The 12,531-nt window shown below is 62.0% G+C and carries 12 protein-coding genes and 1 pseudogene; 6 read left to right on the top strand and 7 right to left on the bottom strand.

The window, feature by feature from the left end; all coding sequences use genetic code 11:
* The first annotated feature begins 85 nt into the window (after positions 1-85).
* The 5 genes from prfB (at position 86) to X742_RS151455 (ending at position 4,307) form a co-directional block, all read left to right on the top strand.
* A protein-coding gene (gene prfB, locus X742_RS151435) for a peptide chain release factor 2 (protein WP_015318029.1) occupies positions 86-1,217 on the top strand; the annotation gives its coding sequence in 2 pieces (ribosomal slippage) (positions 86-151 and positions 153-1,217; 1,131 coding nt in all).
* A 591-nt stretch (positions 1,218-1,808) separates the two neighbouring features.
* Positions 1,809-2,177 (top strand): hypothetical protein, encoded by a 369-nt coding sequence (locus X742_RS151440; RefSeq protein ID WP_023773077.1) that lies wholly within the window; start codon positions 1,809-1,811, stop codon positions 2,175-2,177.
* Positions 2,178-2,292: 115 nt separating this feature from the next.
* Positions 2,293-2,661, top strand: coding sequence for a GFA family protein (locus tag X742_RS151445; protein ID WP_023773076.1), 369 nt, complete (start codon positions 2,293-2,295; stop codon positions 2,659-2,661).
* Positions 2,662-2,794: 133 nt separating this feature from the next.
* Entirely contained in the window at positions 2,795-3,445 is a 651-nt protein-coding gene (locus X742_RS151450; protein ID WP_023773075.1) for an OmpA family protein, read from the top strand.
* A 256-nt stretch (positions 3,446-3,701) separates the two neighbouring features.
* Positions 3,702-4,307, top strand: coding sequence for a hypothetical protein (locus X742_RS151455; protein WP_023773074.1), 606 nt, complete (start codon positions 3,702-3,704; stop codon positions 4,305-4,307).
* 145 nt (positions 4,308-4,452) lie between these two features.
* Here X742_RS151455 and X742_RS151460 read toward each other — a convergent pair whose 3' ends face one another.
* Together X742_RS151460 and X742_RS151465 are read right to left on the bottom strand one after the other, a co-directional pair.
* Positions 4,453-6,036 carry a DEAD/DEAH box helicase gene (locus X742_RS151460; protein WP_031241235.1) on the bottom strand — a complete coding sequence of 528 codons (1,584 nt, stop codon included), beginning with the start codon at positions 6,034-6,036 and terminating at the stop codon, positions 4,453-4,455.
* 192 nt (positions 6,037-6,228) lie between these two features.
* The gene (locus tag X742_RS151465; protein ID WP_023773072.1) at positions 6,229-7,002 is read right to left on the bottom strand and encodes an NAD kinase; all 774 of its coding nucleotides are present in this window, start codon (positions 7,000-7,002) and stop codon (positions 6,229-6,231) included.
* Between the two features lie 357 nt (positions 7,003-7,359).
* Between X742_RS151465 and X742_RS1000000172590 the strand changes: the two genes are divergently transcribed.
* Positions 7,360-7,527 (top strand): hypothetical protein, encoded by a 168-nt coding sequence (locus tag X742_RS1000000172590; RefSeq protein WP_245273899.1) that lies wholly within the window; start codon positions 7,360-7,362, stop codon positions 7,525-7,527.
* Between the two features lie 183 nt (positions 7,528-7,710).
* Here the strand turns inward: X742_RS1000000172590 and X742_RS151470 are convergent, their stop codons facing one another.
* The 5 genes and pseudogenes from X742_RS151470 to X742_RS151485 form a co-directional block, all read right to left on the bottom strand.
* Positions 7,711-8,511 carry an MBL fold metallo-hydrolase gene (locus X742_RS151470; RefSeq protein ID WP_023773070.1) on the bottom strand — a complete coding sequence of 267 codons (801 nt, stop codon included), beginning with the start codon at positions 8,509-8,511 and terminating at the stop codon, positions 7,711-7,713.
* Positions 8,512-8,513: 2 nt separating this feature from the next.
* Positions 8,514-9,724: pseudogene (locus X742_RS1000000175810) on the bottom strand (ATP-binding cassette domain-containing protein).
* On the bottom strand, positions 9,721-10,503 hold the full coding sequence (locus X742_RS151475; protein ID WP_023773069.1) for an ABC transporter permease: 783 nt from the start codon (positions 10,501-10,503) through the stop codon (positions 9,721-9,723). Before X742_RS151475 ends, X742_RS1000000175810 begins: the two are co-directional and overlap by 4 nt.
* Before the next feature lie 2 nt (positions 10,504-10,505).
* The gene (locus X742_RS151480) at positions 10,506-11,366 is read right to left on the bottom strand and encodes an ABC transporter permease (RefSeq protein ID WP_023773068.1); all 861 of its coding nucleotides are present in this window, start codon (positions 11,364-11,366) and stop codon (positions 10,506-10,508) included.
* 12 nt (positions 11,367-11,378) lie between these two features.
* Positions 11,379-12,464: a spermidine/putrescine ABC transporter substrate-binding protein gene (locus X742_RS151485; protein WP_023773067.1), complete on the bottom strand. Its 1,086-nt coding sequence runs from the start codon at positions 12,462-12,464 to the stop codon at positions 11,379-11,381.
* Between the last annotated feature and the right edge of the window lie 67 nt (positions 12,465-12,531).

Genomic DNA, 12,531 nt, shown 5'->3' with positions numbered 1-12,531 from the left:
CCATTTCGCTTTACACATGGCGGCACCGTCCCTATGTATCGCGCCGACCGAAGCGTCATTCAGCAACAGGACAAAACATCAGGCCATGCGCGCGGAAACGCAGAATATCGTCGACGAGATCAGGCAGGCGATAACCCTGCTGAGGAGGCATCTTTGACTGGGATCAGGCCATAAAGCGGCTTGAATACCTGAACGTGCGTGCCGAGGACGCCAGCCTCTGGAACGAACCGCTGGAAGCGCAGAAGCTGATGCGCGAGCGCCAGGGGCTCGAGGAAGGCATCGCGGCGGTCAAGGGCCTGACCCAGGCGCTGGAAGACAATATCGGTCTCATCGAGCTCGGCGAGGAAGAGGGCGACGAAGGCGTCGTCGCCGAAGCCGAAGCCGCGATCCGTTCGATGCAGGGCGAGGCCAAGGCCCGACAGGTGGAAACGCTGCTCTCGGGCGAAGCGGACGCCAACGATACCTATCTCGAAATCCATGCCGGCGCCGGCGGCACCGAGAGCCAGGATTGGGCCTCGATGCTGTTGCGCATGTACACGCGCTGGGCCGAGCGCCGCCGCTTCAAGGTCGAGGTGCTTGAAGTGCACGACGGCGAAGAGGCTGGCATCAAGTCCGCGACCTTGCTGATCAAGGGCCACAATGCCTATGGCTGGATGAAGACCGAATCCGGCGTCCACCGTCTGGTGCGCATCTCACCCTATGACAGCAATGCGCGCCGTCATACGTCCTTCTCCAGCGTCTGGGTCTATCCTGTGGTCGACGACAGGATAGAGATCGACGTCTCCGAATCCGACGTGCGCATCGATACCTATCGTTCATCGGGTTCCGGCGGCCAGCACGTCAACACCACCGATTCGGCCGTGCGCATCACCCACATCGCCACCGGCATCGCGGTCGCCTGTCAGGCCGAACGCTCGCAGCACAAGAACAAGGCCAAGGCCTGGGAAATGCTGCGCTCGCGCCTCTACGAGGAAGAGCTGAAGAAGCGCGAAGCGGTGGCCAACGCCACCGAGGCATCGAAGAGCGACATCGGCTGGGGCCACCAGATACGGTCCTACGTGCTGCAGCCCTATCAGCTGGTCAAGGATCTGCGCACCGGTGTCGAAAGCACCAGCCCGTCGAGCGTGCTCGACGGCGACCTCGACGACTTCATGGAAGCCTCGTTGTCGCAACGCATCGAGGGCGGCGCGGGCGAAGCGGTGGCGGACCTGGATTAGGCTGCTTGCGCGGGCAATGATCGCGAGCCCCGTCGCAAAAGCGGACGTATTATCGTGCGGCGCCCGGTGTTGGCCTCAAGTGCTAGCCGGTGCGGCGCGCCAAGTTCGCGGTGATCGCAAGGGTCCGGATTCGCTTTTGCTCTGGTGCGGGAAGGGGGCTTTTCTTGCTCCAAGGCGGGCGCGGCGAGTGTTCGCCGTTCGGCCGGCTGCCCATGGCTTCGTCGGCTGCATGGCGGCTGATCCTCCTTTGCGGGCGATCGTCGGAACTGTCGCGGTCAATCAAGAGCATGTGATTGGATTTGACCGGCTGGAACTAGTCCGGGACCAATCCCGTTGTTTGCATGCCCCGCCTGCCGGGAACTTACCTGGCTTGAATCTCGTCAGCGGTAGCAGTGTGCTTATGGCGTGCGCCCCTATCTGGGCGCAGCGGCTTCTTGCGCCGACCAAGGAATCAGCCCAGCATCCAAATGCTGGGAGACAAAAAGCATTTATGGCCGGACGCGGCATATCTGCGACTGATGATCCGGCCACTGGGAAGACACGTTCCGGGAACGGGCAGGCGAAAAGCTTGACGCTCGAAAGGAACGTCCCATGTCTGCTGCCACGCCCAGATCGGCCCGAGCCGTTCAACCGGTCGGCCGACTTATGTTTTCTCTGTTTGCCGTCGCGATGTTCGCGCCTGCGGCCTTTGCTCATGATGCCAAGCCCACGGAGGCAAAGCCGCAGGGTTGGAGTTATCCGTTCGCCTGCTGCGCCAACTATGACTGTCGTGCCACGCATACCGGCGAAGTGCTGGAGAAGCCCGAGGGCTATGTGATTGCCGGCACCGGCGAAGTCGTTCCGATGACGGACAAGCGCATCAAGGACAGCCCTGACGGCGAATTTCACTGGTGCGCGCATCAGGCCGGTCTCGATGCCGGCAAGACGATATGTCTGTTCGTGCCGCCGCGCTCATTTTGAGCCGCGCCGACTGTTGAAGTGCATTGGCGCAAAAGCCTGCTGACGGCCAGTTGTCAGGATCGCTTCTTTATGGTGCCTTGCCGCTTGGGCGGCGGACAATGGAGAGGTGATATTCATGGCCATCAAGGGAAGCTGCCACTGCAAGGCGACGATGTTCGAGATGTCGGAAGCGCCGCAGACGGTGACGCAATGTACCTGTTCGTTCTGCTCGAAACGCGGCTCGCTTTGGGCCTACTATACCCCATCGCAGTTCAAGCTCGTCACGCCGCTGAAGAATGTTTCCTTTTATCAGTGGGGCTCAAAAACCGTAAAGCATGGTTTTTGCGCAACCTGCGGCTGCGGCACCTTCACTGAAACGCCGGACTGGTCGACCGGCGAGCCGGATTTCGACAATCCGAAGATCAGCGTCAACGCGCGGCTGTTCGATGACTTCGATCTCGACAAGGTCGAAGTGGTGGTCATTGACGGCAAGAATCTCTGGTAGCCACACCAGGCGGCCAACTGGATAATTGGCAGGCGCTTTTCCCGTTCCGTTTTTCGCCGCATTTCATGGTACAAGTCGCGGCAAGGGCTGATTTGGCGCCATCGTAAGGCGTGACTTGGAGAGGGACCATCCTATGAAGAAGACCGTGCTCGTCGTTATGGCGACGGCTCTGCTCGTGACCGCGTGCACCACCACCGACCCGTATACGGGCGACCAGAAGATTTCCAACACGGCGGCGGGCGCGGGCCTCGGCGCTCTGGCCGGTGCCAGCCTTGGTCTGCTTGCCGGCGGCAATGACCGCCGCAATGCCTTGATCGGCGCCGGCATCGGCGCGCTGGCCGGCGGCGCCATCGGCGCCACGATGGACCAGAACGAGGCCGAACTGCGCCGGCAGCTCGAGGGCAGCGGCGTCAGCGTCACCCGCAGCGGCGACCAGATCATCCTCAACATGCCGTCCGACATCACCTTCAACACCGACCAGGACGCGGTGAAGCCCGGCTTCTACCAGGTGCTGAATTCGGTGGCGCTGGTGCTGAAGAAGTTCAAGCAGACCACGGTCGACGTTTTCGGCCACACCGATTCGACCGGTGGCGACCAGCACAATTTCGACCTGTCGCAGCGCCGTGCACTGGCGGTCGCCAATTATCTCTCCGGCCAGGGCGTCGATCAGCGCCGCTTCGCCGTCACCGGATTTGGCAAGACCAGGCCCGTCGCCTCCAATGCCACGGCCGAGGGCCGGGCCCAGAACCGACGCGTCGAGATCCAGCTTTCGCCGCTCACCTAAAGCTGAATTGTGCTTGTGACGCGAAAACGGCCTCCAATGGGGGCCGTTTTCGTCCAGGCGTATATTGGCGTTCCCAGTCTCGTGACAGCAGTGAAATAAAATTAGCAAGATCTAATAAGTTCTTTTCCGAAGCCGTGGAAAGGATTAGCATTGCCGCGTTCCAAAGGGGATGGGGCGGTTTAATCGGCCGCGCAATCGACGTCTTTGCCGCCGCCTCGCTCTTGCACGGCCAGATCATGAAATCTGGGAGGAATGCATGACAAGAACAGCCAGCCTTGGGCGCTGCGGCGTCCTCGCTTTAACAGGTGTTGTAGGTGCATGGTTGGGCCTCGCCACGGCTCATGCCGAGGACGCCAACAAGGCCGACATCGACGCGTTGAAAAAATCGCTCGCCAAATATCAGGACTACACCGCCGCCGTCCGCGATCTCTATCTCTCGACGGTCGGCTGCGTCTACTACAGCGGAGAAAAGATACCCGGCTCCATGGACTATCCGAAAGGCGCCATGGGCATCCATTTCGTCAACGTTCCAAGCGTCGGCCAGAAACTGGACCCGATGAAGCCCAACGTCCTGATCTACGAGCCGACCAAGAAAGGCCTGAAGTTGGTCGGCGTGGAATGGCTGGTGCCGCTAACCCCGGACATCAAGGCGCCGCCGAAGCTATTTGGTCAAACCTTCATGGGCCCGATGGAAGGACACTACCCGCTCATCCCGAAGGAGTTCGTCCACTACGATCTTCATGCCTGGCTCGATGACAACCCGAACGGCATGTTCAGTCCGACGAACCCGAAGGTGAAATGCAACAGGGCCGAGTTTCCTATGCTGGAAAAACCGACCAAGATGATGCCCGGGCCGATGTGAACTGGAGCGGACCAGCGCTCGCCTGAATCGCCCCACGTCTTCGTTTCCGCAATTCGCGAGGAAGAGCGCTATGCGCCTTTTCCTCGAATGCTTTCGGCTGCCGGGCAAAGGAAGGCAAGCCGGCCAGGCGCTTTGCTGGCTGGAATCAGACCTTGGCGACGATGCGCATGAAGGCCGGCATGTCGTCGCCGAAGCCGACTGTGGCGTCGTTGTCTTCCTGATGGTGGCGGGCAGGGCGGCTGTTGCTGCGCTGCGGCCTGGTGTCACCGCGCTCAGGGGCGCGCGGCTCATTGCGGTCTGACGATTTGCGATCGGTGTTTTCCGAGCGGATTGCATCCTTGCGCGCGCGCCGTTCGACTACATCGGCCGTCTCCGCTACATCGGGCTGCTCCTGCGGTTGAGCAGCCACGGCCGAGGCATCTTCCTCGCTGTGTCCGCCGCGACGCTCGCCGCCCTTCTTGCGCCCGCCTCTGTCGTTGCGGTCCTCGTCCTTGCGGCCGGCGCGGCGCGGCGCGCCTTTGCCGCGGCGCGGAGCATCGTCCTCGCCTTCGCTGGCAACCACCGTCGACAGGTCGCCGTCATGCCACTCGATCTTGGTCCCGATCAGCCGTTCGATGGCGTCGATATATTTGGTGTCGGACTTGGTCGCGATGGTGAAGGACTTGCCCGAGCGTCCGGCACGGCCGGTGCGGCCGATGCGGTGGACATAGTCCTCTGCATGGATCGGCACGTCGTAGTTAAAGACATGGCTGACATCGGGAATGTCGAGGCCGCGCGCGGCGACATCCGAGGCGACGAGATAGCGCAGCTTGCCGTCACGGAAATTGGCCAGCATCTGCATGCGCGCGCGCTGATCCATGTCGCCATGCAGCGCACCGGCATCGAAATCATATTTCAGCAGCGAGCGGAACAGCTCCGAAACCTCGATCTTGCGGTTGCAGAAGATGATCGCGTTCTTCAGCTCCGCATCCTCGGCTTTGATCAGGTTTCGCAGCGTTTCACGCTTGTCCCAAGGCTTCGAGCCCGATTTGACCAACCGCTGGATGATGTTGGTGGCCGCCGAAGCGGCCTTGGAGACCTCGACGCGCACCGGCGCATGCAGGAATTTTTCCGTCAGCTTGGTGATCTCTGGCGGCATGGTCGCCGAGAAGAACAGCGTCTGCCGGGTGAACGGGATCATCTCGCAGATCCGCTCGATATCGGGAATGAAACCCATGTCGAGCATGCGGTCCGCCTCGTCGATGACGAGGATCTCGACACCGTTGAGCAGCAGCTTGCCGCGCTCGCGGTGGTCGAGCAGACGGCCAGGCGTAGCGATCAGCACATCGGCGCCGCGCTCCAGCTTTTTGTCCTGTTCGTCGAACGACACCCCGCCGATCAGCAGCGCGATGTTGAGCTTGTGGTTCTTGCCGTATTTGACGAAGTTTTCCTCGACCTGCGCGGCAAGCTCACGCGTCGGCTCCAGGATCAGCGTGCGTGGCATGCGGGCGCGGGCACGGCCTTTTTCCAGCCGGGTCAGCATCGGCAGCACGAAGGACGCGGTCTTGCCGGTGCCGGTCTGGGCAATGCCCAGCACGTCCTTTCCGAGCAAGGCGTGCGGGATCGCACCAGCCTGGATCGGCGTCGGCTGGAGATAGCCGGCATCGGTGACTGCGGAAAGCACCTTCGGCGACAGGCCGAGGTCTGAAAAGGTCAACGCTTCTTGAGCGATCGTCGTGTCTGAGGACAAGTGTTGCTGTCTTTGGCTGGTTCGGGGAAGCGCAACGTCATTCGTCGCGGCAAGCGCCACGCGCCTGCAAGATTGGTATTGCGATTAGGCGCAAGCCCGCGATTTGTCAACAGAAACGGGCAGGATTGGCACGATTGTGAAGTTGTAACCTTAATCGCGATGCTCAATCCGGCCTCGTATCCCTGTGCCGGCTCAGTAACGGAACTGTTCGGCCAGGATGCGTTCGTTCCAAGAGTGGTTGGGATCGAACAGCAGAGTCGCGGTGGCCGTTGGCGATTCCCGCACCGTGACCGAGGTCACCGCCTTGACCTCCGTGTGGTCGGCGGCCGCGTTCACCGGCCGCTTTTCCGACTCCAGAATGTCGAAGCGCACGGTCGCCTTGTTGGAGAGCAATGCGCCGCGCCAGCGTCGCGGACGAAACGGGCTGACCGGCGTGAGAGCTAAAAGCGGCGCGTCGAGAGGCAGGATCGGGCCGTGGGCCGAAAGATTATACGCGGTCGATCCGGCCGGCGTCGCGATCATGACGCCGTCGCAGTTCAGTTCCTCCAGCCGTATCTGGTCATCGATGCTGATGCGGATCTTGGCCGTCTGATAGGATTGGCGCCACAGCGCGACTTCGTTGATCGCCAGTGCCGTGACGTGTTCGCCATCCGAGGTGGTCGCCAGCATCTCCAGCGGGCGGATCGTTTCGGCGACCGCGGCAGCGATGCGCTCGGTGAGTCCCCCGGACCGGTACTCATTCATCAGGAAGCCGATGGTGCCACGGTTCATGCCGTAGACCTTTTTTCCCGTACCCATCGTGTCGCGCAAGGTTTGCAGCAGAAAGCCGTCGCCGCCCAGCGCCACCACGACGGTCGCCTCGGCGACCGAACATTGGCCGTAGCGTGCCGACAGGCTGTCCAGCGCCGCCTTGGCGTCTGTTGTGTCGGACGAGACGAAGGCAATGCTGCTGGTGGCTGTGCTCATGGTTCCCCGATCGCGACCAATTGGCGCCGGCAGGTTCTGGCGCGCCAGCGCCGGGGTAGCATGGGCAGGCAGGTCTGCAAAGAGAGCCTATGTCAGCCCATGAGGCGAGGGTGCGGCAGGGCCGCCGCACCAGCCGCTCGCGGTTGATGTCATGGCGCGAGCGAATGTGATGGTTAAGGCCGGGCTTAAGGTCTCGTAAAGCCGGATCGATCATGTTAGCCGGCATGGGTGGCGTGGGGCGCCCGCAGCATCACCTTGTCCTTTGGGACGCAATGGACGCTGCGGCAGTTCAGATTTGTGTGCGCGATCCCGCGGTTTCCGATGCCAGGGGATATGCGCCAGCCAGACGAGGCCGACATGTTGCCGGTAGCACGCCTGATCATCGTCTTTGTCATGCTGGGAAGTTTCGCGCTTGTCTTCGCCGAACTGGTGCGCCAGTCGGAAGAAATGAGCGCCAGGCCGATCCCCACGGCGTCACGTTGCGGCGATGCCGCCGGCATGCCTTGCCCGCAAAGGGCGCTGTAGGGCTTCGGATCTGAAATCCGATTCTGTTCCCTCCTTTCCTGGGAACGAGCATGCGCCGAATTGACCGGCGGCGTTCTGGAGTGGAAGACTTTCGCGTGCCGGACCGGGAGACCAGGCGTCCTGCTTTTTGATCAACGCAATCGGTTTTTTCGGCTCGGACATTGTCGGCCTGGGAGAGCGCTTTCAACCGCGCGGCGACGAGGAGGAGTGGTTGTCGGCGACGCTTCCGGCCTGCCGCAGATGGCAGCCGGCCTGTCGCTTCTGCGCCAGATATTCGTCGATCAGCTGGCGATAGCGCACTTTGCCGAAACTCGGGAAATGGCCGCCATGGACGACCGAGACGTCGAGATCGCGCATGGCGAGCAGCGTCGCCATGTAATCTGGTATGTCCGAGTGGTAGACATCGTCGATCAGCGGGCCATCATAGATGATGTCGCCGGACAGCAGGATGCCGGTCTTCTTCTCGTAGAGCGCAATGCCGCCCGGCGAATGGCCTGGCGTGTGGACGACCTCGAAAGCCCGGTCGCCGAGATCGATGATGTCGCCATGCGCGAGCATACGGTCGGTCGGCGCGGGCTGGATGCGATAGCGCGCCGTGTCCCAGCCCCGCGGCAAGCCATCGAACATCTCTTCTGTCGCATAGGTGCCGGCAGCGGTCCATTCGTTGCGCGGATCGGCCAGGATTGCCGCTTCGGCCGAATGCACGCAGCGATCGGAAAACTCATGGTGGCAGCCGATATGGTCGAAATGCGTGTGGCTGGCAACGCAAGTCAGCTTGCGTTCGCTCACCAGGGACACATGGGTGCGCAGGCTGAAATGACCGAGGCCGGTGTCCAACAGGAGATCGCGGTCGCGTCCGCGCACATGCCACATATTGCAGCGGAAGAACGGTTTTATCCATGGCTCGTGGATCAGCGTGATGCCGTCGGCCATGCGGATTGTTTCGTACCAGTCCGGTGCCTCGATGACCGCAAGCATACTCATGTTCAATCCGTCAGCACGATGATCTGGTCGGTATCACACGAAATCGCGACCCTGTCGCCCGCATGGACGATGGCGGTTGCCGGCAGCTTGGCGACAAACCGCAGGGAGGGCTCTTCGACGGAGGTCGCCAGCACGCGCTTGAAACTACCCTGGAAAACGACGTCGCTCACATCAGCCTTGCCGAGCTTCGTGCCAGCCGACACAGCGCCAAGCACAAGGTGCTCAGGGCGTATCGCCAGTGCGGCGGTAGACCCCAACGGCAAGGCACTGGATAAGGAAACCGGTCCGACCGGTGTCGTGACGATGCTCGTCATGTCCATGGTCTCGATGACAGTGCCGGCAAGGATCGTGCTCTCGCCCATGAACGTTGCGGAAAAACGCGTCGCCGGCCTCGCATAGACGCGCTCGGGCGGCCCCTCGTCCTCGATGCGGCCGTCATTCATCACCACGCAATGGTCGGCCAGCGCCATCGCTTCTTCCTGGTCATGAGTGACATGGATGAAGGCGGTGCCGACCCGCTTCTGGATCGCCTTCAATTCGTCCTGCATCTGGCGGCGCAGTTTCAGGTCGAGCGCACCCAGCGGCTCATCGAGCAGAAGCACCGCCGGCTCGATCACCAGCGCGCGCGCCAGGGCGACGCGCTGGCGCTGGNGGTGCCGACCCGCTTCTGGATCGCCTTCAATTCGTCCTGCATCTGGCGGCGCAGTTTCAGGTCGAGCGCACCGAGCGGCTCATCGAGCAGAAGCACCGCCGGCTCGATCACCAGCGCGCGCGCCAGGGCGACGCGCTGGCGCTGGCCACCGGAAAGCTGGTGCGGCTTCTTGTCGAAGGCGGTGGCGAGACCCACTAGGGTCAAGGCTTCGCGCGCTTTTGCCGCCCGCGTCGCGCCGTCGATACCTTGCATGCGCAGGCCGAAACCGACATTGCCGCCGACGCTCATATGCGGGAACAGCGCATAATCCTGGAACACTGTCGTCGTCGGGCGTTTGGCCGGCGGCACCGAGGTGCAGTCCTGACCGCGGATGAGAACCTTGCCTTCGCTCGGATTGACAAAACCACCGAGAATGGAGAGCAGCGTCGTCTTGCCGGAACCGGATGGTCCAAGCAGGATCGTATAGCTGCCGGCGGCTATCGTCAGCGAGATATTCTTCAGCACGGGATGTTGGCCGAAGCGGTGCGAGACGTCGCGGATATCGACCAGGGGCGAATTCATGCCGGCTTTCTCCGCAGCAAGGTCAATTCGAAGAAAACCACCAGCACGATCGAGACGGCAAAGACCAGCGACCCGACCGCGTTGGTCTTGGGGTTGAGGCCGGAGCGCAGCAGGTTCCAGATCTCCACCGGCAGCGTGGTCTCGAAGCGCGTCAGCAGGAAGGATATCACGAACTCGTCCCAGGAGAAGGTCATCGACAGGAAGAAGCCGGCGAAAATGGCCGGCGCCATGACTGGCACGGTGATCAACAGCAGCACCTTCCATTCCGGCGCGCCGAGGTCGCGCGCGGCGCGCTCGATGTTGATCTGGTGGTCGCCCAACTGGCTGTAGATGATGGCGAAGCACAGCGGCAGGTTGATCACGACATGGCCGATGCCTGCGGCAAGCAGCGATTTCGGCACGCCGGCCCAGTTGAACAGCACCAGCAGCCCCATGCCGATGATGAGATAGCTGACGGTGAGCGGCAAGGTGATCAACCCACGCAGCAGGCCCGAGCCTGGCAGGACGAAGCGCGCGAACCCCCAGGCCGACAGGAAGCCGAGCACGACCGCTACAGCCGAGGAAAGCACCGCGACCAGCAGCGAATTGACCAGCGCCGAGGTCAGCCGGCTATCGGAAAGAACCGCCTCGTACCAGCGCAGCGACGGGCCCGTGAACGGGGGAATGGGGAAGGACGTCGACTGGAGCGAGAACAGCACCAGCACGACGACCGGCAGGAAGATGAAGCCGTAGACGGCAAGCGCGTAAATCCAGGAAGGGATGCGGGCAATGCTGCGCATGATCAGGTCCGCTCGATCTTCAGCCAGCGGGCGCAGGCGAGGTAGGCGATGGTCACGACCGCCATCAGGATGATCGACAGCGCCGAGGCCAATGGAAAATCGCCGCGCCGGCCAATCTGCATCATCACCAACTGCGGCATCAGAAGCTCGTTGTTCCCACCGAGGATCTGCGGCGTGATGTAGTCGCCGATGCACAGCACGAAAGTGAGAAAAGCGCCGACCATGATGCCGGGCAAGGTCAATGGCAGGATGACATGCAGGAAGGTGCGCACGGGTCCGGCGCCGAGATCTGCGGCGGCCTTGCGGTAACTGGGGCTGAGCTGCTTCAGATTGGCGAAGATGGTCAGCGTCAAAAGCATGACGAAGAAATGCACGAAGCCGGTGACGGTGGCCAGGCGCGTATTGGCGAGCTGCAGCGGTTCGGAGACCATACCGATGCCAGTCAGCGCCCGGTTGATGACGCCGTTCCGCGCCAGCACCAGCAGCCAGGAGTAGGAGCGCACGACATAGGAGGTCCAGAACGGCAGCACGGCCAGCATCAGCGCCAGCCGCTGCCAGCGTTCAGGAACCTGTTCGGCCAGAATCCAGGCGAAGGGATAGGCAAGCAACACGGAAGCCACGGTGACGATCGCCGTCACCTGCAGCGAGTTCACCATCGCCTGCCAGTAGGCGGGGTTGGTGAAGAATTGGCTGTAGTTGGACAGGGTGCCCCCGCCGCCCTCCTGCGCGGTGAAGCTCGAAAGCCCCATGGCGACGAAAGGCAGGACGAAGAAGAGAAGCGTCCAGCCGAGTGCCGGGGTGACCAGCGCCCAGGGAAGGGCAAGGCCTGTCCGCGCGCCCTCACTGTTTCCCGCAGCGCTCATCAGCGTATCGGCTCACTTGGCCTGCAGCATTTCGGTCCACATATCCTGCATCTTCTTGTCGAGGTCGGCATTCGGCGACGGATAGGCCTGCGCACGGGCGAGGAAGCCGGGCTGCTCGTCGAAACGCAGGACCTTTTTCTGGTCATCGGTCAATGCGGCCTTGGTGTTGGACGGCATGCCCCAGTAACACGACGAGGTGGCGAGCCGTGCCTGGCCTTCGGGGCTCAGTATGTACTGGATGAATTTCAGCGCCATGTCCTTGTTCTTGGAATCCTTGAACATGGCGAGCGACTGCGACCACAGCACCGCACCTTCTTTCGGAATGGAGAAGTCCAGCGCCGGGTTTTCCTTGGCCAGCCCCGCCGTCACCCATTCGCCGCCGCCGACCAATATGTCGACCTCGCCGGTCGCCAGCGCGGTCTGGCTGGCTGTGACTTCACCGACCAGCTTGGCATTGGCCTTCATCTTGAGCAGCTCTTCCTTGAGCGCGGGCAGGTCGGCATCGGTGAGATCGGCCGTCTTCTTGCCGATGGCCAATGCCGCCATGCCGATGACGGGGAGATAATAATCGTAGATGGCGACCTTGCCCTTGTATTTGTCGCCGGTCAGCGACGCCAAGGATTGCATGTCCGCCGGGTCGACCTTTGTCTTGTTGAAGCCGATCGTGTTGTAGCCGAATTTTTCGGTGATGCCGTAGCGCTTGCCGCCGACAACGGTCGAGCCGTCCATCTTCACCTGCGGGAAGAGGTCGGCGAACGGCAGCTTGTCTTCCGGCAGCGGCTCGAACAGCCCTTTCTCGACGCCGCGCGGCACGTCGATGCTATCGATCACCATCACATCCCAGTCGCCGGGCTGCGACTGCTCGACGATGGCCAGCCCAGCCCCGGTGCCTTCGAATTCCTTGACATTGACCTTGACGTTGTTGGCCTCCTCGAAAGGCTGCAGCAGCGCCGGATCGGAATGGTCGCACCAGATCAGCGCGTTGAGATCGGCGGCGTCGGCAAGGCTGCCCGCCGCAAGCAGCAATGCCGTGGCGGCGGACGCGGCGTACAGCTGGCGCTTCAGGATTGAAAGCGCATTCCTGCATTTGAGGGCCATCGAGTGTTCTCCTTGCCTTCGTGGCTTCTTGCAAAAAATTGAACCAATTCTAAAATTGAGTCAATTC

Origin of the sequence: Mesorhizobium sp. LNHC229A00 (genome assembly GCF_000502415.1) — a bacterium.
Lineage (GTDB): Bacteria > Pseudomonadota > Alphaproteobacteria > Rhizobiales > Rhizobiaceae > Mesorhizobium.
Note: the sequence above shows the minus strand (reverse complement) of the source record. Positions and strands in the feature narration are given on the sequence as shown.

What these genes read in the sequence shown, in the direction of transcription:
- X742_RS151480 (WP_023773068.1), bottom strand. Translation starts at nt 11,366, where the DNA reads ATGAGCGCTGCGGGAAACAGTGAGGGCGCGCGGACAGGCCTTGCCCTT.
- X742_RS151465 (WP_023773072.1), bottom strand. Translation starts at nt 7,002, where the DNA reads ATGAGCACAGCCACCAGCAGCATTGCCTTCGTCTCGTCCGACACAACA.
- X742_RS1000000172590 (WP_245273899.1), top strand. Translation starts at nt 7,360, where the DNA reads ATGTTGCCGGTAGCACGCCTGATCATCGTCTTTGTCATGCTGGGAAGT.
- X742_RS151450 (WP_023773075.1), top strand. Translation starts at nt 2,795, where the DNA reads ATGAAGAAGACCGTGCTCGTCGTTATGGCGACGGCTCTGCTCGTGACC.
- X742_RS151455 (WP_023773074.1), top strand. Translation starts at nt 3,702, where the DNA reads ATGACAAGAACAGCCAGCCTTGGGCGCTGCGGCGTCCTCGCTTTAACA.
- X742_RS151485 (WP_023773067.1), bottom strand. Translation starts at nt 12,464, where the DNA reads ATGGCCCTCAAATGCAGGAATGCGCTTTCAATCCTGAAGCGCCAGCTG.
- X742_RS151475 (WP_023773069.1), bottom strand. Translation starts at nt 10,503, where the DNA reads ATGCGCAGCATTGCCCGCATCCCTTCCTGGATTTACGCGCTTGCCGTC.
- X742_RS151440 (WP_023773077.1), top strand. Translation starts at nt 1,809, where the DNA reads ATGTCTGCTGCCACGCCCAGATCGGCCCGAGCCGTTCAACCGGTCGGC.
- X742_RS151445 (WP_023773076.1), top strand. Translation starts at nt 2,293, where the DNA reads ATGGCCATCAAGGGAAGCTGCCACTGCAAGGCGACGATGTTCGAGATG.
- X742_RS151470 (WP_023773070.1), bottom strand. Translation starts at nt 8,511, where the DNA reads ATGAGTATGCTTGCGGTCATCGAGGCACCGGACTGGTACGAAACAATC.